Source organism: Hyphomicrobium sp., from assembly GCF_035687085.1.
GTDB lineage: Bacteria > Pseudomonadota > Alphaproteobacteria > Rhizobiales > Hyphomicrobiaceae > Hyphomicrobium_B.
In genome coordinates, this window is sequence record NZ_DASRYS010000013.1 from 21253 (window position 1) to 41125 (window position 19873).

Genomic DNA, 19873 nt, shown 5'->3' on the forward strand with positions numbered 1-19873 from the left:
AACTGATCCTCCGCATCTGCGAACGATTCCGTTAGGGACCCGCGAGCATCAGAGGCTCTTTGAATTTCACAATGTGCTGAATCCCATCGCCGTCGATGATTTCGATAGCCGCCACATGCCCGTCTGTAAGCTGAAGGTGAAGCTCACGGGGCCGGGAGATTATGTGGTCGACTCCTTCCAGCGCGACTTCGACAATATCGTCCCCTGAATCGTACGTGATTCCCAAGACTGGCAACCATTCGGCGGCAATTTGATCACCAAGGCTCAAAGACGCGATCTCGACCTCAGCCCGCTGGCCGCTCAAGCTCTTGGATACATTATCCAAGGTTACGCGCCATTCGTACTCGTCGATTTTCTGCTTCATGATTGGGCTCAACACAAGTTAGTTCTCTTCAATCCTACAGCGGGCCCGTCGAGTGTTCTCAGGCTCTCATCGCCGCCCTTGGCTCACAAGATGAATGGCGGTGGAAGCGATAGGATACCGGGAATACGGTTCACAAAGCGGTGAAGACGTGTTCAATGTGACCACTTGAGAAGTGGAACAGCGGGCGGATGATTACGCAAGCGGCGGATCATTCTCCATCCGGCCCGCGGACACAGCGTGTCACGGAAACGAGGCTAAAAATGATTGGTCGGATCCTCGGCGAAACCCGTGAGAACTGGGCTGGACTTAACCTGTATCAGCGTTTCGAGCAGGTCGTGGTCTTGCTGCTGGGCTTCCTCGTCTCGGTCGTCATCGCTGTCGCTCTGCTCCACTTGGTCCAAACGGTGTTCGAGTTGCTTCGCCTTGGCTCGCTCGACCCCTCACGCCGGGACGTGTTCCAGACCATATTCGGCATGATCATGATTGTGCTGATCGCGCTGGAGTTCAACCACACGATCCTGGCAGTTCTCGACCGTGGCCGCAGCGTCATCCAGGTTCGCGCGGTCGTTTTGATCGCCTTACTCGCCGTCTTGCGCAAATTTATTGTCATTGAGATCGAAGACGCTGATGCGGTCCTGCTCTTGGCCCTAGCGGCGTCGACACTGGCTCTGGGGGGCGTTTATTGGGCAGTGCGCGAGCAGGACAGGGCAATGCAAAAGACTGAATCAGATGCGGCGCGGGTCGAATGAGTGCTCGACGTGCGGCATCGGCCGTCAGCCATGCCGTTCACGGTAACGGATCAGCCTATGGTCATTCATTGACTGACTGGCTCTGGGCATCGCCGCGCCGGCGATTGAGTTCCCACAGTCTCCGGCAGCAGACGGTAAGGTCCGCTTAGAGACATTGAGGTGTGGGAAATTTGGGGATCGCAAACGTCGAGGGGATGGTCGTTACTTACCTAATGGGCCTGAAACTCGACGCCGAAGGTGGGTATTCCTAGGTCGCGCAAACGGCGGCCCACCTTCGGGGCACACTTCAAGCGTTCCACCATTCAACGCTTCCAAATGCACAAAGCGTCGACAGGCACACCATGCGGGGCGATCGTGCTGATCTTACCGCCGGGTCGCCGAGGCACTGCGCCAATCAGCTGCCGCGCTGGCCCGCCCCTGGATCACAAGCTTTGATTTTGGTGGTGAGCCCGGTTGGGATCGAACCAACGACCCTCTGATTAAAAGTCAGATGCTCTACCGCTGAGCTACGGGCCCTAAAACGCACCAAATCAATAGCTTGGACGAAAACCGTTCCGCCTCGGGCTATCCCCGGCCCATGCCTTGCCGCACCCGATTCCGGAGGCGGCGCGTCGCGCGCCGAAGCGAGCTTATAGAAACGGGATTCCGAACCCGCAACCCTCATTCCACCAGCTCTTCTGGCGGATGGTCGCAGCCTTGCAGAAACGTGGGTGGCTCGCGCCCGCCCGGCACGGTATATGGCAGGAAATAACAGCGCTGAAGCCGCCCCGCCTTCCGGCGCTCCGGCCGGCAGCACCAAACCGTCCCGAGAACCGTCAGGAACGTCCAGGAACCACCATGGCTGACAAAGAAGCCCTCGCCGAAATCGAGCAGCGCATCGCCATCATCCGCGACAACCTTCGCGAGCTCGTCGAACAGGCGGCAGGTTTCTCCGGCGCCGCAGACGAAGAACTGAACTCCGACCGCATCGCCAACCAGCAAGCTCAACTCGACGCGCTCCTCAAAGAGCGTGACGAACTGCTGAAGCGATAGAGCTCAAACGCAGACTCCGACCGCCTCTCCACTCGACTTTTCGCCTCGCGTTAAACCTCCACATCCCGGCCCGCGCCGCCTCATCCCAAATGCGGCCGCGTCCCTGCGCATCACCTTTGAAGTTTCTCGAACATGCCCGATCGGCTGAAGGCCATTCTCCTCATGTGCACGGCGGTAACGCTGTTCGCCGCACTCGACACGACCGCCAAATACCTCGTCATGCAAACGGGCGTTCCGACATCCGAGATCGTCTGGGTCCGCTTCCTGAGCCAGATCCTGTGCATGGCGGCCGTCCTCGGCCCCGCCGCGATGCCGAAGCTTATCAGAACCAACAATCTCAAACTTCAGCTCACGCGCTCTTCGCTGATGCTGGGAACGACCATCTTCAACTTCATCGCCGTGAAGTATCTGCGGCTCGACCAGACCATCTCGATCACGTTCCTGACGCCGCTCATCGTCGCCGCGCTCGCCGTTCCGCTTCTCGGCGAGCACATCGGCTGGCACCGCGCGTCCGCGATTCTTGTAGGCTTCATCGGCGTGCTCGTCGTCGTCCGCCCGGGCATGACGGCCGTGCATCCCGCCTTCATCGCCGCGTTCCTGTCGATGCTCGCCTATTCGCTGCTGATCATCGTCACGCGCCAGCTTGCGAGCCACGATAGCTCCATCGTGACGCTCTTCTACGGCACCGTCGTTGGTGCGATCGCGACGGCGCCCTTCGCGCTCGCCGTCTGGGTCTGGCCTGAGAACCTATGGACTTGGGCGCTGCTGATGGCGCTCGGCGCCCTCGGCGGCGGCGGCCACTACCTGATCATCCAGGCCTACAAGTTCGCGCCCGTGTCCGCCGTGACGCCGTTCCTCTACTTCGAGCTCATCAGCATGATCACGCTGAGCTACGCCGTCTTCGGCGATCGGCCGGATCACTGGAGCCTCGCCGGCGCGCTCATCATCGTGGCCTCAGGCCTCTACCTGATCCATCGCGAACGCATCGCGCATAAGGAAAGCCTTATGGCTCTTGAGCCTGTGGAGCCGCGGTAATCCGCGCCTTCGTCTCCGCCGCCCAGTCGTGGAACCGGCCCTGCTCGATGGCCGAACGCATCGCGGCCATCAGGTCCTGATAGAACACCGTGTTGACCCACGACAGGATCATCGCGCCGAGATACTCGCCCGACCGGATCAGGTGATGCACATACGCGCGGGAGTACTCGCGCGCCGCCGGGCAAGAACTTTCCGGATCGAGCGGAGCCGGATCGTCGGCGTGTTTCGCGTTGCGCAGGTTGAGCGGCCCATTCCACGTGAAGGCGTAGCCATGGCGGCCGTTCCGTGTCGGCATCACGCAGTCGAACATGTCGACGCCGAGCCGCACGCTCTCGATCAGATCGAGCGGCGTGCCGACGCCCATCAGATAGCGCGGCTTGTTCTGAGGCAGATGCGGCAACGTCTCACCGAGCGTCGCGATCATCGCCTCATGCCCCTCGCCGACCGCCAACCCGCCGACCGCATAACCGGGGAAATCCATCGCCACTAGCGCTTCCGCCGAACGCCGCCGCAACTCCACGTCCGTGCCGCCCTGCACGATGGCGAACAGCGCTTGGCCCGGTCCCGCGCCACCTGAAGTAAGTTGCATCTCGAAGGCGCGCTTCGACCGCTCGGCCCAGCGCAGCGACAACAGCATCGCCCGTTCCACTTCCTTGCGCTCCGCCGGAAGCTCGATGCATTCGTCGAACTGCATTTGAATGTCGGAGCCGAGCAGGCATTGAATCTCGATCGACCGCTCCGGCGACAGCATGTGCCGCGATCCGTCGATGTGCGACTGGAACGTCACGCCCTCTTCCGTGATCTTGCGGATCTTGCCGAGGCTCATCACCTGGAAGCCGCCCGAGTCCGTCAGGATCGGCTTCTCCCAGCGCATGAACTTATGCAGCCCGCCGAGCTTGGCAACGCGCTCCGCGCCCGGACGCAGCATCAGGTGATACGTATTGCCGAGAAGAATGTCGGCACCCGCATCGCGCACCTGCTCGGGGTAAAGCGCCTTCACGGTTGCCACCGTTCCGACCGGCATGAACGCCGGCGTGCGGATGATCCCGCGCGGCGTCACGACCTCGCCGCGGCGTGCATTGCCGTCTTGCGCCAGAAGGCGATATCCGAATGCCGGCGCGGAAGTCTCGGTCGCGTGATCGGGTGTCGTAACTGTCATGATCTCAATTCAAAATGATGGCTGCTCCGCGGAAGCGTATGTCGCGCGGGCGCTCGCAAAAGGCGGCCCGAGCTATATCAGCCGGGGTCACGGAATAGAAGCGAAGCGTCTCCGTACGAATAAAAGCGATAGCCGCAGCGGATCGCATGCCCGTATGCCGCACGCATCGTGCCGAGCCCCGCGAAGGCGGAGACCAGCATGAACAGCGTCGAGCGCGGCAGATGGAAGTTCGTCATCAGAATGTCGATCGCTTTGAAGCGATAGCCGGGCGTGATGAAAATCGCCGTCTCGCCCGACCACGGCACGATAGTACCGTCATCCTTCGCCGCGCTTTCAAGCAGCCGCAGCGACGTCGTACCAACCGCCACGATGCGCCCGCCGCGCGCCTTCACCGCATTGAGCGCAGCCGCAGTCTCCGCCGAGACCTCGCCCCACTCCGAATGCATCACGTGCGCGTCCGTATCGTCCGCCTTGACGGGCAGAAACGTGCCGGCGCCCACATGCAGCGTCACGAAGTGCCGCGAAATCCCGCGCGCTTCCAATGCCGCCAGCAGTTCGGGCGTGAAGTGCAAGCCCGCCGTCGGCGCCGCAACGGCCCCTTCCTTACGCGCATAAATCGTCTGATAGTTCTCGCGGTCGCGCACGTCCGCTTCGCGCTTCAGCGCGATATAGGGCGGCAGCGGCATCAGCCCGACGGCCGCGATCGCATCGTCGAGCGCCGCGCCCGAAAGATCGAACGCCAGCGTCACCTCGCCCGCCTCGCCCTTGGCCGCAACCGTCGCATCGAGCGCGCCTAAGAGGCAGGTATCGCCGCCGTGCCCGAACTGCACGCGATCACCGGGTTCCAGACGCTTTGCCGGACGTGCGAACGCCCGCCACGAATTGTCAGCAACACGCTTCGTCAGATTGAAATCGACTTTTGCCCGCGTCTCGCCGCGCACGCGCACGCCGGAAAGCGCCGCCGGAATAACTTTCGTATCGTTGAAGACCAGCGCGTCGCCCGGCTGAAGCAGCCCCGGCAGATCGCGCACAGTTTTGTCCGCAAGATCGGCATCGTCGCGCGCGCAGCTTCCCTTCACAGGATGGACGACGAGCATTCGCGCAGAATCGCGTGGCTCGGCTGGATAGAGCGCAATCGCGCTGTCGGGCAAAACGAAATCGAAAAGATCAGTACGCATGTGTGTTCCGGCTCGCTCAGCGCTTGGCGAGCGCCTCCGCGATGCCGAGGCAGGCAATAATCAGCCAGCTGACGATCATCAAGGTGCCGCCCACCGGCGCCATCCCCTGAAACGAGGCGTCGTCCAAGAAGGCACGATAGGCGATCACGCCGGAAAAGATCGAGGCGCCGAGAAGCATGAGAAGCGCCACGGCGCTCCACATCCCGCGCCAAACGGCGCGCAGCGCGATCGCAATAATTCCAACAGCCGCCGCCGCGTGCAGCGTCAGCATCACGGCAGCCGAGCCGAGCGCGGGACTATCGACCTTATGCGCAGCAGCTGCCGCAAGGCCGACGCCGGCGGCGCCAGCAAGGCCCGCCCACACCAGAACGAGGAAAGGCGCGCCCGAAGGCGCGCCTCGTCCGTTGTTGCTCATGTCGCGCATCAGGCCGCGTCAGCCGCGACGCGAACCTTGACCATCTTGTCCGGGTTCTGCGGCGGCTCGCCCCTGTTGATCTTGTCGACGTTTTCCATGCCTTCGATCACCTTGCCCCAGACCGTGTACTGCTTGTCCAGGAACGTTGCGTCATCGAAGCAGATGAAGAACTGGCTGTTCGCCGAGTTGGGATTGGCCGAGCGCGCCATCGAGCAGACGCCGCGCACATGCGGTTCGGCGTTGAACTCTGCGGGCAGGTTCGGCAGCTTCGAACCACCCGTGCCACGGCCCTGCGGGCAGCCGGTCTGCGCCATGAAACCGTCGATAACGCGATGAAAGACGATGCCGTCGTAGAAGCCTTCGCGAGCGAGCGTCTTGATGCGTTCCACGTGCTGGGGCGCCAGATCGGGGCGCAGCTGGATCACGACGTTACCCTTGCTCGTCTCCATGATGAGCGTGTTTTCGGGGTCGTTATATTCGGCCATCAGACCATCCTTTCATAATGTCTTCCCATCCCCGATCGCTCGTAAGATGGGAAGGGTCGGAAGCTATTGCACGTAAACCTTCAGCATCGTGTCGGGGTTGTTAACCGTTCCCGAACCCGGTGCGCCGCGTTTGATGAGATCTACGAATTCCATGCCCTCCACGACCTGGCCGAAGATCGTGTAGCTGCCCTTCAGGCTCGCGCAGCCGATGCTGTTGAAGCAGATGAAGAACTGGCTGTTGGCCGAATCGGGATCGGCGGTTCGGGCCATGGCGACGGTGCCGCGCTTGAACTCTTCATTGGAGAATTCCGCCGGAATGTCCGGAAGCTTCGAGCCGCCCGCGCCCGTACCCGTCGGATCGCCCGTTTGCGCCATGAAGTCGTCCATGACGCGATGCCACTTGATGCCGTTGTAGAAGCCCTGATTGGCGAGCGTCTTGATCTGCTCGACCGTCTTGGGCGCGAGGTCTGGCCGAAGCTGAATGACGACCTTACCGTTCTTGAGTTCGATCACGAGCTTGTCGCCCGCGGCCTGAGCCGGAACATTGACGAACGTCGCAATCGCAAGCAACGACGCGACGAAAACCGAAAGCAGTCTGACCATGGCGCTCCTCGAGGATTTATGGATTTTTCCGGCGTCGAAGTCGATCGATCGAGCCGCCGGGCCGTTGCGGCGGGCAGTGTTGCCGCCCTTATGGCGATTTGACGGCTGCCCCGCAAGACCGCATGGACCCGAGGCCCGGACATGGGGGCCTATCCACGGCCAATCCTATGGCCGGTCCTTCATGCCGCGCGAACGCCCCCCGGGCTTGCCTTCCGGTACTGGCGGCTCCACGCGCTCAGCGCTTTTAAGAGATGCCTCATCGAGCTGAACCAGCATATGCCGCGCCAAATCCTGCACGACGCCTGCCGGCGAAACGATCACGCCCTCGCGCACGAGCCGCGCAAACTGCTGATCGCGATGGGGCCCACGGCCGATGCCACCGCCCTTCTGCACCACGCGGTGCCACGGCACGAGATCGCGCTCGTCTTCGGTGAGCTGGCCGAGCATCGTGACGGCAAGCGGCGCCGGAATGCCCACTTCGCGCGCAAGGCTCTCAGCCGTCGTCACGCGCCCGATCGGAATTTTCCGGACGAGTTCCAAAAGCTCCGCTTTCGATCGCTGCGCCATGAGACGCGGGTTACCGCGATTTCGCGGCCTTCGCCTTGAGACGCTTCAGCACGGCTTTCGACACGAACGGCGAAGGATCGCCACCCATTTGCGCCACGGCCCTGACGAGGTTCGCCGCGATATGCCGGACCGAAGGCGATGCCGCGACGTAAACCGTCTGAATATCCGGCGCCATTTCGCCGTTCATTCCCGCCATCTGCATTTCGTAATCGAAATCGGTGCCGTCGCGCAGACCGCGAATGATGATTGACGCGGAATTGACCCGCGCCGCATCGATCGCGAGACCTGCGAATTTCACCACGGAAATCTCGGTCCCGCTCGCCTTCACAATGGGGAGAACTTCTTCCTCCAGCATGGCGATGCGTTCGGCTTCATCGAACATCGGCGCTTTGCCGGGATTGACGCCGATGCCGATGACGAGCTTGTCGAGCAGCCCCGCCGCGCGGCGGATCACGTCCGTATGCCCGAGCGTCACGGGATCGAAAGAGCCGGAATAAAAGCCGATGCGCATTATGGGAGCCGCCCTCGCAAATCACAGCCAACTTGATAGCGTCGGCTGTGATGCTTGCCCAGGGGTATCCCGCGGCGGCAATCGGTTAGAATGAATAACGCGCCGCGATGCGCCGGCGGCTTAGTCCTTCGCCGTCTTCAAAAAATCGATGATCTGCTTGCGCGTTCCCGCATCGGCCACGCCGGTGAACGGCTTCATGTTGTTGTTGGGAATGAGACCGTCCGGGTTGGCGATGAACTTGTCCAGCGAGCCCTCGTCCCACGTCACGCCCGATTTTTTCAGCGCTTCCGAAAAGCCGAAGCCCTCGGCTGAACCCGCCTTCCGGCCGAAGACGCCATGCAGGCTCGGCCCTAAGCGATTGTCGCCCTGCTTCCACGAATGGCATGTCCGGCAGTGATTATTGAATGCTTCTTGACCCGCCTCGTCCGCAGCCGACGCCGCGTGCGCAAATGCAAAGGGTAATGCCAACAATCCAATAGCAAGACGGCGCATTTCACCTCCCTACCCGCGCTCTCGCGGGACAGTTCTTTTGATAAGCTTAGGCGTCGAACGCCCATCGCCGCGCTACTGTTCCGCTTAGAGACAGTTCGGTCCGCAAGCTGCCTTAAAGCCCGCGCGCGACCACCCCGCGCCAGCGAATCGCGTGCCTTTTTAGGCCCGCCGCTCAGGCCGCCTGGCACTGCCACGGAAAACGCGTCCACAGGCTCACATCGGCCCACGCAAGAACCCCGGCAAGACGCTGTTTTATAAGGGATTTTCTGAGGCTCTCCATCCCGTGGCACGGTGCCGCGCAAGTGGCTTTTCCGATTCATTTCTGCTACAGTGCAGTTGCCGTTTTCGACACGGGATTGGGGCGCCATCTCGCCCGCCCGTCACATCCTAGAAAGATCCCACTTTGACCGACACAAGCGACGACGACCAACCGGCTGGCCGCGGGCCGAGCGACATCCGTCCAGTCTCGATTTCGGACGAGATGAAGCGCTCCTATCTCGACTACGCGATGAGCGTCATCATCAGCCGCGCGCTGCCCGACGTGCGCGACGGCCTGAAGCCTGTGCACCGGCGCATCCTCTTCGCGATGAACGAGCTCGGTCTCGACTGGAACAAGAAATACGTGAAGTCGGCGCGCATCGTCGGCGAAGTGATGGGTAAATACCATCCGCACGGCAACCTCGCGATTTACGACGCGCTTGTCCGCCTCGCGCAGGATTTCTCCGTGCGCGTGCCCCTCGTCGATGGCCAGGGCAACTTCGGCTCGATCGACGGCGATCCGCCCGCAGCCGAACGCTACACCGAATCCCGTCTCGCCAAGGTCGCGACCTACCTTCTCGACGACCTCGACAACGATACGATCGACTTCAAGGACAACTACGACGGCCAGCTGAAGGAGCCCTCTGTCCTTCCCGCGAAATTCCCCAACCTCCTCGTCAACGGCGCGGGCGGCATCGCCGTCGGCATGGCGACGAACATCCCGCCGCATAACCTCGGCGAAGTCATCGACGCCTGCATCGCCGAACTCGAAAATCCCGAGATCACGATCGACGAGCTGGCGCAGATCATCCAGGGACCGGACTTCCCGACAGCCGGCATCATCCTCGGCCGCGGCGGCATTCTCTCCGCCTATCACAAGGGCCGCGGCTCGATCATCATGCGCGCCCGCGTGACCGTCGAGAACATCCGCAAGGATCGCGAAGCCCTCGTCGTCACGGAAATCCCCTACCAGGTCAACAAGCGCACGCTGATCGAGAAAATCGCCGATCTCGTCCGCGAAAAGCGCATCGAAGGCATTTCCGATCTTTGGGATGAATCGAACCGCGAAGGCATCCGCATCGTCATCGAGCTGAAGCGCGATGCCGTCGCCGATGTCGTGCTGAACAACCTCTATAAATACTCCGACCTGCAGACGACGTTCGGCGCCAACATGCTCGCGATCAACGGCGGCCGCCCGGAAAGCCTCAATCTGAAGGACTTCATCGTCGCCTTCACCCACTTCCGCCAGGAAGTCGTGACGCGGCGCATCAAGCACCTGCTCAACAAGGCGCGCGATCGCGCCCACGTCCTCGTCGGCCTCGCCATCGCCGTCGCCAACATCGACGAAGTCATCCGCCTCATCCGCTACTCGGCATCGCCCGCTGAAGCGAAAGAGCAGCTGATGTCGCGCGATTGGCCGGCACGCGACATGACCTCGCTCATCCTGCTCATCGCCGACCCGCGTCATACCGTGGGACCTGAGGGCACGTACCGCCTCTCCGAAGAGCAGGCGAAAGCCATCCTCGAATTGCGCCTCGCCCGCCTCACCGCTCTCGGCCGCGACGAGATCGCCGACGAATTGAACAAGATAGCCGTCGAGATCCGCGAGTACCTGGAAATTCTGGCCTCCCGCGCCCGCGTCGTCGACATCGTCAAGGGCGAGCTGACCTCGATCCGCGATGAGTTCGCAACGCCGCGCCGGACCGAGATCATGGATTTCGACGGCGACGTCGATGACGAAGACCTAATCCAGCGCGAAGACTGCGTCGTGACGGTGAGCCACAAGGGCTACATCAAGCGCGTTCCGCTCGCGACCTATCGCGCCCAGCGCCGCGGCGGCAAGGGCCGCTCCGGCATGTCGACGCGCGACGAGGATTTCGTCACGCAGCTCTTCGTGGCGTCCACGCACACGCCAGTGCTGTTCTTCTCATCGCGCGGCATGTGCTACCGCATGAAGGTCTGGCGCTTGCCGGCCGCCACGCCGCAGTCGACGGGCAAAGCACTCGTCAACCTGCTGCCGCTGGCCGAAGGCGAAGTCATCACCTCGATTCTCCCGCTGCCGGAGGATTCCTCCTCGTGGGGTGATCTCGAGCTGATCTTCGCCACGCGCTCGGGCAACGTGCGCCGCAACGCACTCGCAGACTTCGAGAACATCAACCGCAACGGCAAGATCGCGATGAAGCTCGACGAAGGCGATCGCATCGTCCAGGTCGCCATCGCCACGCCGAGCCAGGACGTGCTGCTGACGACCGCGGAAGGCCAGTGCATCCGCTTCCTCATCGGTGACGAAATCCGCCTCTTCAAGGGACGCGACTCGACGGGCGTTCGCGGCATCCGCCTCGCCGACGATGACGAAGTGATCTCGATGGCAATCCTCAATCACTTCGACGCCACCGCCGAAGAACGCGTCGCCTACTTGAAGCAGGCCAGCGCGCTGCGCCGTTCGGAAGAAGCCGACGATGCCGAAGCCGGCACGGCGGCGGAGGCCGAAGCCGACGCCGAGGGCGTGAACGCCGATGCCGTAACGATCAGCCCCGATCGCTTCGCGCAAATGCAAGCGGCCGAGCAGTTCGTGCTGACGGTCTCGATCAAGGGCTTCGGCAAGCGCTCCTCGTCCTACGAGTTCCGGACCTCCGGACGCGGCGGCAAGGGCATCGTCGCCATGGTCGCCAACGACCGCAACGGCCGCCTGCGCGCCTCGTTCCCGATCGGCGCCAACGATCAGATCATGCTCGTCACTGACGGCGGCCAGCTGATCCGTTGCCCGGTCCACGACGTCCGCATCGCCGGACGCAACACGCAGGGCGTGCGCATCTTCAAGACGGACGCCGACGAGAAGGTCGTCTCCGTCGAGCGCATCCCCGAGGAAGAAGAAGCAGGCGAAGTCGTCACCGAATAGGTGGCGGCCACTCGCGCCCTCGAGTGCCAACGCACATCGCTTGGCAACAAAACCTTCGCGGCGTCGTTTAAGAAGCCGCGAAGGCGAGGACAGGACGAGTGGATACGGGCGGATCGAAGAGCGTCATTTTCGTTGCCTTTGTGTGCAACCTCGGCATCGCGGTCGCGAAATTCGTGGCCGCGGCCTGGACGCAATCCTCCGCGATGCTCTCCGAAGCCATCCACTCTCTCGTCGACACGTCGAACCAGCTGCTGCTGCTTCTCGGCATCAAGCGCGGGAAGATCCCCGCCGACGCCCAGCACCCCTTCGGACACAGCAGGGAAATCTACTTCTGGAGCTTCATCGTCGCGATGGTGCTCTTTTCGCTCGGCGCCGGCGTCGCGGTTTACGAAGGCATCGATAAGGTGCTGCACCCGCATCCGCTCGAGAACGTGGCCGTGCTGTACGCCGTTCTGATCGTCGCGATGGTGCTCGAAGGCTATTCGCTGCTGAAGGCCATCGCCGAATTCAACGGCCGGCGCCGGGCATCCGGCCTCGGCTTCGTTGCAGCGCTGCGCGCCTCGAAGGCCCCCGCGCTCTTCGCCATCGTGCTCGAAGATCTAGCGGCCATGGTCGGCCTGTCGATTGCGTTTCTGGGAACGATGGCCGCACATCTCGGCGGCTACGAATGGGCCGACGGCATAGCCTCGATCCTCATCGGCTGCGTCCTGGCCTACGTCGCCATCTTCATGGCGAGCGAGATCCGCTCGCTCATCATCGGCGAGTCGGCCTCGCGCACCATTCAAGCCGGGATACGCTCGATCATCGAAGGCGAGATGGGCGCCGGAAAATCCATTCGCCACATCAACGACATTCGCACGATGCACCTCGGCCCCCAGGACATCCTGGTGACGGCGAGCGTTGATTTCGATGATTGGGTCAGCGCCCGCACCGTCGAAGAAGTCACGGCCCGCCTGCAGTCGGCGATCAAAGCGCGTTACGCGCAGATCAACCACCTTTTCATCGAGGTGCAGTCGAAAGAGACGTTCGCGGCGATCCGGAGCGCGTTTCCTGTTCAAGCCGTTGGCAGCACCGCCCACTGATACGCAGAACGCTCAGCGAAACCGCCAACGACCGTCCCTCTAACCGAGACCTTCACCCGTCGCGCCGTGCGCGATGGCGAATGGAAGACGGCTAATTAAAGACCCGCACAGCAGGCAGTTCAAAACAAACCTGCGTGACGACCCTTTTGAAACATCCGAGCATGACAGCCGCTCGCGGATCCACTTCCGCACTTGGCGCCCGGCTGAACTAGGTCCGCGCTCGGCGGCCGGCTCCCCGTAGGGGAGTCGCCGAGCGCAAACTCAGAAAGGAATCTCGTCGTCGATGGCCTTGTCGAAGCCGCCCTTCGGACCGCCGGTCTTGGCCACGCGGCGCTGTTCGCCACCGTAACCAGAAGAAGAGCCGAAGCCGCCGTCCGATGCGCCGTAGTCAGCGCCGCTCTCCTGCATACCGGCAGACTGGCCGCGTCCGCCGCCTGCACCATCGAGCATCGTCAGCGTGCCGTTGTAGCCCTGAATGACGACTTCCGTTGAATACTTCTCAGCGCCGCTCTGATCGGTCCATTTGCGCGTCTGCAGCGCGCCTTCGATGTAGAGCTTCGCGCCCTTCTTGATGTACTGCTCGATGATCTTGCAGAGCGGCTCGCTGAAAACGACGACGCGGTGCCACTCGGTCTTTTCCTTGCGCTCGCCGGTTTGCTTGTCACGCCACGTGTCGCTTGTCGCGATGCTCAAGTTGGCGATCGGACGTCCGTCCTGCGTGCGGCGGATTTCAGGGTCCTTGCCGACATTGCCGACCAGGATGACCTTATTGACCGACCCTGCCATTCATCATCTCCTTAACTGAAAGCCGCGCTGCCGCCGGAACGCGAATGCGCCGTCGGCCCGCCCGCGGTGCCGGCGGAGTTTCTACACGCAGGCACCCATTGAGTTGCATCCACCCGCCGCTTCAAACGGCGGGAATCTCTCGAAGCGATCTTAAAGCCTTCGCCGCCCGGCTTCGCCATCGGGATTTAGCGTTGTCCACACAGCCTTGACCGCGCGGACTTCGAACGCCCGAGGGGCTAGTCGTTCTCTAATTGTTCTATATACGCGCGTGGGGCCGATCCCGCAAGTGGCAGTACCAAACGCAGCCTGACAGCACCCGAAAGGTGGGTCCGCAAAACATCACCGTTCACGGCTCCCGGGATTACTGTTGCAGAGCCTCGATTGTCTTCTTGACTGACGAGCAGCATCGTCTAGCCGTTGTAGGTGATAGCGCAACGCGCGCCGGTCCGGAGCAACATGGCCACCGATGGCTCACTACAAATGCCTCAACTGCCCGGGATACTGCTGTTCGTATCCCGTCATCGCGCTCAACAAGCGCGACGTCGAACGCTTAGCCAAGCATTTCACGCTGAAATATGAGACGGCGAAGCAGAAATTCACGCGCGAAGGCCACGGCCACAAATATCTGATGCGCCGCAAGGGCGATAAGATCTACGGCCGCATCTGCCAGTTCTTCGACACGAAGAAGCGCTGCTGCACGGTCTATAAGGCGCGCCCCGCAGCCTGCCGCGATTACCCCGGCCCAGGACGCTGCGGCTACTATGATTTCCTGATGCACGAGCGCCGCTGTCAGAACGACATGTCGTTCGCCGCCATCACCAATCACAAGGATTGATCGCCTCGGCCCACGCCGGCGCGCGGGCACGCAGGCACGTATGTCAACCTGACGACGTCCTCGCCCATCACATCCGTGGCCACGAGCCGGAGCCGTGGCCGCGGACCGGCGAAGAATGGCTTGCCGCGGCCGAGCACGACGGGGTGCAGGTAGAGGCGGTACTCATCGATCAAACCCAGGTCGGTTAGGCTTCGTGCCAAGTCTGGTCCGCCGACTTGGATCTCCCCAGCGAGCTCAGCCTTGAGCCCGCGTATCGCCGCCTCCAGATCATCGCCGACGAGTTTTGCGTTGGGTCCGGCCGAGTCCAAAGAGCGCGACACGACCCACTTCGTCTGATTCCGCCACGCAGCGGCGAACTCCCGCCGCGCCGCATCCCACTCGGGATGATCCTCGTCCCAATAGCGCATGATCTCGTACAAGCGGCGTCCGTACACGCTCCCCACCTGCTCGCGCGCCTGCTCGATGAAATGACGGAAAAGCGTTGGCCCAGTCGCAAACGCCGTGTGGTCAACGTATCCGTCCAAGGACTGATTCATCCCGAAGACGAGCTTCGCCATGCTGCAAATTCTCCCCCAGTTCCTTTCAGAATAGCCTGGAGCGGCGGAGCGTAGAAGCGAGCGCGAGTCGCCATGCGCCATAAATGAAGAACCCCGCCGGATCCTCGGATCACGCGCGGGGTTCTGACCTTGGATGGTTGGCCCAGATTATAACCGGACCTTGATTGAGGCTGTGGCGCCAGCTAGGCCGCCACCCTCTCTAAAAATCTCAAGTTGTGGTTTGGACAGCTGATTGAGCGCGGCCAAGTTCTCGAGAGCACTCAATGAAGCTGCTGACCTCGCGAACAAGTCCCGAGGTCTGGGTGATAACCCGGTGGAGTCATCTACTCTCCTCTGCTCGGTTGCTCCGTAACACCTGCCGCATTCCACGTCCGCTCACGGCCATTACGCGCTATGAACGAATGCGGCTCACTTTCCATATCCGCAGCTCATCGGCCCATCGGCGCGAGACGCATTTACCGGAAACGGTCAGCGAGAGCGGCACCGTCACGTATCGAAATGTGTGCCTCAAAACCTCCCTCGTCAACCCGTCACGGCAACGAAGTCGATCACATTATCGGCGCTTCGCGTTTCATCTATTATGAGCCGTCCACCCGCGCTTGACGGCAATCAGCACCGAAAGAGATCGTGATGACGGTTCAAAAGACAGGCGGCTGCCTGTGCCAAGGCGTCCGCTTCGAAATCGCGGGCGCCCTCAATCCCATCGTGGCATGCCACTGTTCGCAGTGCGCCAAAACGAGCGGCAACTTCGCGGCCATGGCCAGCACGGCCACAAGCAACGTCACGATGCTGTCAGACGAAACGCTGCGCTGGTTTCAATCCTCCGATACCGTCAACCGCGGGTTCTGCTCGCGCTGCGGCAGCAATCTCTTCTGGAAAGACGGGCGCAGCCCGGAGATCTACATCACTGCGGGAACGATCGACCAACCAGTCGGCGTGAAAATCGCCGAACACATCCACGTCACGTCCAAATCCGACTACTACGACATCACGGATGGCCTGCCGCAAAAAGCCGAATGGTAAGCCGCACCGGTCCCGTCAACCCGGACGCGGCGCGCCGGGCTTAATCGGCTTCGTATTGCGGAGCAGGAACACGAGCGGCATCGTCAGCAGCGTCAGATACATCATCAGCCGGTAATTATCTTCGTATGCGATGTTCTGCGCTTGCGCCGTCACCATCTCGTTGACGATCGCCTTGCCTTTCTCCGTCGCGATATCGATCGTCGCCGGATCCAGGCTCTGCACCGCCCGGCTGTAAGGCGAGATGTGGTTCGCCAGCGCGGAATGCATGATGTCGCTGTTGCGCGTCAGCAGGAACGTCGTCACCGAAATGCCGACGCTCGAGCCGACATTGCGCATCAGATTAAAGCAGCCGGTCGCCTGCGCCGTGAGCGATGACGGCAGCGTCACGAAGGTCACCGTACTGAGCGGCACGAAAACGAACCCGAGGCCAAACCCCTGCACGACGCCGGTCCAGATGATCGTGAACTGCGAAATATCCTGCGTGAACTTGCTCATCTCGTAGAGCGAATAGGCAGTCAGCGCCAAGCCGCTGAGCAGCAGCCATTTGACGTCGACGCGCGAGATCAACTGCCCCACCATCCACATCGCGACCATCGTGCCGAGGCCCCGCGGCGCCAGCACAAGGCCCGCGGTGAAAACCGGATAGTTCATCAGGTTCTCAAGATACGGCGACATCAACGAGAGCGTGGCGAAAAGGATCGCGCCCACGAGGAAAATCAGAATTTGGCCGACGACGAAATTGCGGTCGGCGAACAGGCGGCTATCGAGGAAGGGGCGCCGCGCCGTCAGCGTATGCACGATGAAGAGATAGACGCCCAAGAGAAACAGCGCGAACTCGATCTTGATTTCGGTCGACTGGAACCAATTGAGCTGCTGCCCGCGATCAAGGAAGAGCTGCAACGCCCCGATTGCCATGGCAAGAACGCCGAACCCGAACCAGTCGAGCTTTTCGGACGCGACCTCGTCGGCCTCCGAAACGAAGAACCAGCCGAGCACGAACGCGAAAATTCCAAACGGCACGTTGACGTAGAACACCCAGCGCCAGTCGTAATATTGCGTCAGATATCCCCCGAGCAGCGGCCCCAGAATAGGGCCGAGCATGACGCCGACACCGAAAATCGCCATGGCCTGCCCGCGTTGCGAGCGCGGATAGATGTCGAGCAGAATGGCTTGCGACAGCGGCACGAGCGGCGCTCCGAACATGCCTTGCATCAGCCGGTAGAGAACGATTTGCGTAATGTTCGTCGCCGTTCCGCACAGCATCGAAAAGGTGAGGAAGCCGAAGACGCAGACGAGAAAAACCGGCCGCCGGCCGAAACGCGCATCGAGCCATCCCGTCGCCGGCGTCATGATCGCAGCGGCGACAATGTAGGACGTCAGCACCCATTCGATCTGATAGCTCGTCGTCGCCAGGCTGCCCCGCATGTAGGGAAGCGCAACGTTGGCGATCGTCGAGTCGAGCGCCTCCATCAGCGCCGCGGTCATCACGCAAATGGTGACGATGGCGCGCGACGAGCCGGCCATGGGTGTGGCAGCAGCATCGGCGTTGCCGGCGGCGATGGCCATCAGGTCATTCCCACCGTCCGCTTGATGTCGCGCCACAACGTCTGAAGCGTCCGGTGATAGCCCGTATCGACCGTCACCGTTGCGCTCGCACCATCACGCATCACGACATTCGGATCAAGCTTGGTGACGATCACCCGCACCGGCATGCGCTGCACGACCTTGACCCAGTTTCCGGACGCATTCTCCGCCGGGATCAACGCAAAGACCGATCCGCTCGCCGGCGTGATGCTCTGCACCTTCGCTTCCAGCGTCTGATCGGGATAGGAATCCAGAACGACAGTCGCCCGGTCGCCCTCCTTGATATGGGTCAGATCCGTTTCCTTGATGTTGGCGATGATCCACGTGTCCAGGCCGATCAAGGTGAAGGCATTCTGCCCGACGGTCAGATAGCTGCCGGGTTGAATGTTCTCGACCCGCGCCGCAGTGCCGGCAAATGGCGCAAGGATGCGCGTCAAGCGTAAGTTGCGTTCCGCAAGCGCGACTTTCGCCTTCGCCGCCAGGTACGTCGCATGCTGTTCTATCGGGACGTCGAGACTTCCGCCCAATTGTGCCAATACCGATGCTGCAACGGACTCCGCCGCACGCACGGAGGCCTGCGCATCGCGCAACTGTTGCCGGGCCTTGTCGAGCTGCGCTGGATCGTCCACGCCATCGCGCACGAGCGTGTTGACGCGATCGAACTCCTGCTTCGCGTAAGTGACATTCGCATTCGCCTGCGCAATATCGGCTTGGTCCTGCTTATAGGTGGCAACGAGGCCGCGCAGCTTCTCGCTGACGCTCGCCAAATTCGCCTTGGCCTCATCGAGCGTGATTTGGAAGGGCTGCGGATCGATCTCGAACAGCAGTTGCCCCTTCTTCACCACCTCGTTCGGCTGCACCGCCACGCGCGTTACCTGCCCGGAAATCTGCGGGTTGATCGCAACGTTCGCGGAATGCACGTAAGAGTCGTCTTCGCTCACATACGTCCCGCCGCCCAAGTACAGCCAAATTCCGACAGCGATCGCCACGATGGGTCCGAGGAGCAGCAGCGCACGCCGCAGCACCGGATGCTTCGGCCTGTCGTCGGCCGCGACCGGGGTCGCCTTCTGCGCCGCCTTTGGAGTCTTCGTGTCTACGTCAGCCATTCAAGAATTCATCCCTCCAGGGCGCCACACCGCTAAGGAGCATTGTCCGGAAAAGGCATCGGCCCGGCGATCGAGAGACGTTTCGTGTCCGATCGGCGGGTTCATATCGGCATGCCGGAAGGAGGCTTTGCCCCCATTCGAGCGGCTCTGCTGTCAGCCAATGCAATGGCGGGGCGCAGCCAGCACCCGCGCGCGCCGCTCTCTTCTGCGGGCGGCAAAACCGGCATCAAGCCGGAAGGTCTCTCGGTCTCAAACGAAGACTTCGTCTCCTGCAGGAGATTATCGGCTCGCGTTCCTTATGAGACGCCTGCGCCCGGCGCTCACAATTTGCTAAAACCAGCGGCAAGTTGGCCCCAACGCCACCCCTCCTGATCATCCTCGGCCGTACCGTTCTCCACAGGAACGAACAACACTCCATGGAACATTCCTCGCCATGGCCCGTATTCCGTCTGCTCACCCGGAAGCCAAAGGCCATATCTGCATGACCGTAACGGAGCGCGACGCTGCCGATAGGCATTTCCCGATCTCCGCGGGAATCCTCTTCGGCCTCGGGCTCGGCGGCTTCTTCGACGGCATCGTGTTGCACCAGGTGCTCCAGTGGCACCACATGCTGAGCAGCTGGTTCCCGGTCAACTCCATCGAAAACCTTGAACTCAACACGCGATGGGATGGGATCTTCCACAGCACCACCTACCTGTTCGTCATTGCAGGTCTCTTCGTACTCTGGCGCACCGCGCACCGTAGGCATCTCTACTGGTCGACGAAGCTGCTCGCCGGAACCATGCTCATTGGCTTCGGCGCCTTCAATGTCGTGGAAGGCATCATCGACCATCAGCTGCTCGGCATTCATCACGTCAACGAACGCGTCGACGAGCGCTACCGCATCTACTGGGATATCGGCTTTCTGGTTTGGGGCGCCTCGATGCTGGTCGCCGGCTGGTATCTGATGAAGCAGGGCCAGCTCGAAAGCGAGAAGCGGCGCGCACCATGACGACAAAGCGCGCCATGGACGGGATGATCTGGGCGGCGTTCGCGCTGGCCACCCTACTTGCGACCGCGCCGGTATGGCGGCTTTGGGTCTTTGGCTTCAATCCGACGATTGACGAGTTGCTGCAGCTGTCGATCTGCGGTGGCCGTCTGCAATGACAGACAG

22 protein-coding genes and 1 tRNA gene are annotated in these 19873 nt (G+C 61.8%); 9 read left to right on the plus strand and 14 right to left on the minus strand.

Translation table 11 applies throughout. The features are described from left to right. Positions 1–31: 31 nt before the first annotated feature. Positions 32–364: a DUF5335 family protein gene (locus VFG26_RS10770; RefSeq protein ID WP_325025110.1), complete on the minus strand. Its 333-nt coding sequence runs from the start codon at positions 362–364 to the stop codon at positions 32–34. A 260-nt stretch (positions 365–624) separates the two neighbouring features. On the opposite strand from VFG26_RS10770, the gene VFG26_RS10775 reads away from it, so the two are divergent. Beyond that, on the plus strand, positions 625–1113 hold the full coding sequence (locus tag VFG26_RS10775; protein WP_325025113.1) for a phosphate-starvation-inducible PsiE family protein: 489 nt from the start codon (positions 625–627) through the stop codon (positions 1111–1113). A gap of 441 nt (positions 1114–1554) precedes the next feature. On the opposite strand, the gene VFG26_RS10780 is transcribed toward VFG26_RS10775, so the two are convergent. Continuing rightward, positions 1555–1629, minus strand: a tRNA-Lys gene (locus VFG26_RS10780). A gap of 321 nt (positions 1630–1950) precedes the next feature. Between VFG26_RS10780 and VFG26_RS10785 the strand changes: the two genes are divergently transcribed. Beyond that, entirely contained in the window at positions 1951–2145 is a 195-nt protein-coding gene (locus VFG26_RS10785; protein WP_325025114.1) for a hypothetical protein, read from the plus strand. A gap of 132 nt (positions 2146–2277) precedes the next feature. Then, positions 2278–3180 (plus strand): DMT family transporter, encoded by a 903-nt coding sequence (locus tag VFG26_RS10790; RefSeq protein WP_325025116.1) that lies wholly within the window; start codon positions 2278–2280, stop codon positions 3178–3180. Here the strand turns inward: VFG26_RS10790 and tgt are convergent. The 8 genes from tgt to VFG26_RS10830 form a co-directional block, all read right to left on the minus strand. Next, positions 3149–4339, minus strand: coding sequence for a tRNA guanosine(34) transglycosylase Tgt (gene tgt, locus VFG26_RS10795; RefSeq protein WP_325025118.1), 1191 nt, complete (start codon positions 4337–4339; stop codon positions 3149–3151). The genes VFG26_RS10790 and tgt overlap by 32 nt on opposite strands. 77 nt (positions 4340–4416) lie before the next feature. Next, positions 4417–5517, minus strand: coding sequence for a tRNA preQ1(34) S-adenosylmethionine ribosyltransferase-isomerase QueA (gene queA, locus VFG26_RS10800; RefSeq protein ID WP_325025120.1), 1101 nt, complete (start codon positions 5515–5517; stop codon positions 4417–4419). Between the two features lie 16 nt (positions 5518–5533). Beyond that, positions 5534–5932 carry a DUF423 domain-containing protein gene (locus VFG26_RS10805; protein ID WP_325025122.1) on the minus strand — a complete coding sequence of 133 codons (399 nt, stop codon included), beginning with the start codon at positions 5930–5932 and terminating at the stop codon, positions 5534–5536. Positions 5933–5940: 8 nt separating this feature from the next. Continuing rightward, positions 5941–6417: a peptidylprolyl isomerase gene (locus VFG26_RS10810; RefSeq protein ID WP_325025124.1), complete on the minus strand. Its 477-nt coding sequence runs from the start codon at positions 6415–6417 to the stop codon at positions 5941–5943. A 63-nt stretch (positions 6418–6480) separates the two neighbouring features. Next, positions 6481–7020, minus strand: a complete 540-nt coding sequence (locus VFG26_RS10815) for a peptidylprolyl isomerase (RefSeq protein ID WP_325025126.1) — start codon at positions 7018–7020, stop codon at positions 6481–6483. A gap of 165 nt (positions 7021–7185) precedes the next feature. After that, positions 7186–7587 carry an MGMT family protein gene (locus tag VFG26_RS10820; RefSeq protein WP_325025128.1) on the minus strand — a complete coding sequence of 134 codons (402 nt, stop codon included), beginning with the start codon at positions 7585–7587 and terminating at the stop codon, positions 7186–7188. Positions 7588–7597: 10 nt separating this feature from the next. Then, complete coding sequence (coaD, locus tag VFG26_RS10825; RefSeq protein ID WP_414653295.1) at positions 7598–8101, minus strand: pantetheine-phosphate adenylyltransferase; 504 nt, start codon at positions 8099–8101, stop codon at positions 7598–7600. 117 nt (positions 8102–8218) lie between these two features. Next, positions 8219–8590, minus strand: coding sequence for a c-type cytochrome (locus tag VFG26_RS10830; protein WP_325025132.1), 372 nt, complete (start codon positions 8588–8590; stop codon positions 8219–8221). A gap of 403 nt (positions 8591–8993) precedes the next feature. Between VFG26_RS10830 and gyrA the strand changes: the two genes are divergently transcribed. Together gyrA and VFG26_RS10840 are read left to right on the plus strand one after the other, a co-directional pair. Further along, positions 8994–11747 (plus strand): DNA gyrase subunit A, encoded by a 2754-nt coding sequence (gene gyrA, locus VFG26_RS10835; protein ID WP_325025134.1) that lies wholly within the window; start codon positions 8994–8996, stop codon positions 11745–11747. 98 nt (positions 11748–11845) lie between these two features. Then, positions 11846–12829 carry a cation diffusion facilitator family transporter gene (locus tag VFG26_RS10840; protein WP_325025137.1) on the plus strand — a complete coding sequence of 328 codons (984 nt, stop codon included), beginning with the start codon at positions 11846–11848 and terminating at the stop codon, positions 12827–12829. Positions 12830–13090: 261 nt separating this feature from the next. Here the strand turns inward: VFG26_RS10840 and VFG26_RS10845 are convergent, their stop codons facing one another. Further along, positions 13091–13615, minus strand: coding sequence for a single-stranded DNA-binding protein (locus VFG26_RS10845; protein WP_325025139.1), 525 nt, complete (start codon positions 13613–13615; stop codon positions 13091–13093). 466 nt (positions 13616–14081) lie between these two features. Here VFG26_RS10845 and VFG26_RS10850 point away from each other — a divergent pair, with 466 nt between their 5' ends. Further along, positions 14082–14450: a YkgJ family cysteine cluster protein gene (locus VFG26_RS10850; RefSeq protein WP_325025141.1), complete on the plus strand. Its 369-nt coding sequence runs from the start codon at positions 14082–14084 to the stop codon at positions 14448–14450. Here VFG26_RS10850 and VFG26_RS10855 read toward each other — a convergent pair. Further along, positions 14438–15007, minus strand: a complete 570-nt coding sequence (locus tag VFG26_RS10855) for a dihydrofolate reductase family protein (RefSeq protein ID WP_325025144.1) — start codon at positions 15005–15007, stop codon at positions 14438–14440. The genes VFG26_RS10850 and VFG26_RS10855 overlap by 13 nt on opposite strands. Before the next feature lie 630 nt (positions 15008–15637). Between VFG26_RS10855 and VFG26_RS10860 the strand changes: the two genes are divergently transcribed. Beyond that, positions 15638–16030: a GFA family protein gene (locus tag VFG26_RS10860; protein WP_325025145.1), complete on the plus strand. Its 393-nt coding sequence runs from the start codon at positions 15638–15640 to the stop codon at positions 16028–16030. 15 nt (positions 16031–16045) lie between these two features. Here the strand turns inward: VFG26_RS10860 and VFG26_RS10865 are convergent, their stop codons facing one another. Next, positions 16046–17596 (minus strand): DHA2 family efflux MFS transporter permease subunit, encoded by a 1551-nt coding sequence (locus VFG26_RS10865; RefSeq protein ID WP_325025147.1) that lies wholly within the window; start codon positions 17594–17596, stop codon positions 16046–16048. Next, positions 17596–18720: an HlyD family secretion protein gene (locus VFG26_RS10870; RefSeq protein WP_325025149.1), complete on the minus strand. Its 1125-nt coding sequence runs from the start codon at positions 18718–18720 to the stop codon at positions 17596–17598. The genes VFG26_RS10865 and VFG26_RS10870 overlap by 1 nt, the downstream gene beginning before the upstream one ends. A gap of 481 nt (positions 18721–19201) precedes the next feature. On the opposite strand from VFG26_RS10870, the gene VFG26_RS10875 reads away from it, so the two are divergent. Continuing rightward, positions 19202–19711: a DUF2243 domain-containing protein gene (locus VFG26_RS10875; RefSeq protein WP_325026078.1), complete on the plus strand. Its 510-nt coding sequence runs from the start codon at positions 19202–19204 to the stop codon at positions 19709–19711. Next, entirely contained in the window at positions 19708–19866 is a 159-nt protein-coding gene (locus VFG26_RS10880) for a hypothetical protein (protein WP_325025151.1), read from the plus strand. Before VFG26_RS10875 ends, VFG26_RS10880 begins: the two co-directional genes overlap by 4 nt. The last annotated feature ends 7 nt before the right edge of the window (positions 19867–19873 follow it).

Excerpts from the sequence above, each read along its gene's own strand:
- VFG26_RS10880 (WP_325025151.1), top strand. The coding sequence starts at position 19,708 with ATGACGACAAAGCGCGCCATGGACGGGATGATCTGGGCGGCGTTCGCG.
- VFG26_RS10875 (WP_325026078.1), top strand. The coding sequence starts at position 19,202 with ATGACCGTAACGGAGCGCGACGCTGCCGATAGGCATTTCCCGATCTCC.
- VFG26_RS10820 (WP_325025128.1), bottom strand. The coding sequence starts at position 7,587 with ATGGCGCAGCGATCGAAAGCGGAGCTTTTGGAACTCGTCCGGAAAATT.
- VFG26_RS10865 (WP_325025147.1), bottom strand. The coding sequence starts at position 17,596 with ATGGCCATCGCCGCCGGCAACGCCGATGCTGCTGCCACACCCATGGCC.
- VFG26_RS10775 (WP_325025113.1), top strand. The coding sequence starts at position 625 with ATGATTGGTCGGATCCTCGGCGAAACCCGTGAGAACTGGGCTGGACTT.
- VFG26_RS10790 (WP_325025116.1), top strand. The coding sequence starts at position 2,278 with ATGCCCGATCGGCTGAAGGCCATTCTCCTCATGTGCACGGCGGTAACG.
- VFG26_RS10870 (WP_325025149.1), bottom strand. The coding sequence starts at position 18,720 with ATGGCTGACGTAGACACGAAGACTCCAAAGGCGGCGCAGAAGGCGACC.
- VFG26_RS10855 (WP_325025144.1), bottom strand. The coding sequence starts at position 15,007 with ATGGCGAAGCTCGTCTTCGGGATGAATCAGTCCTTGGACGGATACGTT.
- VFG26_RS10810 (WP_325025124.1), bottom strand. The coding sequence starts at position 6,417 with ATGGCCGAATATAACGACCCCGAAAACACGCTCATCATGGAGACGAGC.
- VFG26_RS10830 (WP_325025132.1), bottom strand. The coding sequence starts at position 8,590 with ATGCGCCGTCTTGCTATTGGATTGTTGGCATTACCCTTTGCATTTGCG.
- VFG26_RS10845 (WP_325025139.1), bottom strand. The coding sequence starts at position 13,615 with ATGGCAGGGTCGGTCAATAAGGTCATCCTGGTCGGCAATGTCGGCAAG.
- VFG26_RS10805 (WP_325025122.1), bottom strand. The coding sequence starts at position 5,932 with ATGAGCAACAACGGACGAGGCGCGCCTTCGGGCGCGCCTTTCCTCGTT.
- VFG26_RS10785 (WP_325025114.1), top strand. The coding sequence starts at position 1,951 with ATGGCTGACAAAGAAGCCCTCGCCGAAATCGAGCAGCGCATCGCCATC.
- queA (WP_325025120.1), bottom strand. The coding sequence starts at position 5,517 with ATGCGTACTGATCTTTTCGATTTCGTTTTGCCCGACAGCGCGATTGCG.
- VFG26_RS10860 (WP_325025145.1), top strand. The coding sequence starts at position 15,638 with ATGACGGTTCAAAAGACAGGCGGCTGCCTGTGCCAAGGCGTCCGCTTC.
- VFG26_RS10815 (WP_325025126.1), bottom strand. The coding sequence starts at position 7,020 with ATGGTCAGACTGCTTTCGGTTTTCGTCGCGTCGTTGCTTGCGATTGCG.
- tgt (WP_325025118.1), bottom strand. The coding sequence starts at position 4,339 with ATGACAGTTACGACACCCGATCACGCGACCGAGACTTCCGCGCCGGCA.
- VFG26_RS10770 (WP_325025110.1), bottom strand. The coding sequence starts at position 364 with ATGAAGCAGAAAATCGACGAGTACGAATGGCGCGTAACCTTGGATAAT.
- VFG26_RS10850 (WP_325025141.1), top strand. The coding sequence starts at position 14,082 with ATGGCTCACTACAAATGCCTCAACTGCCCGGGATACTGCTGTTCGTAT.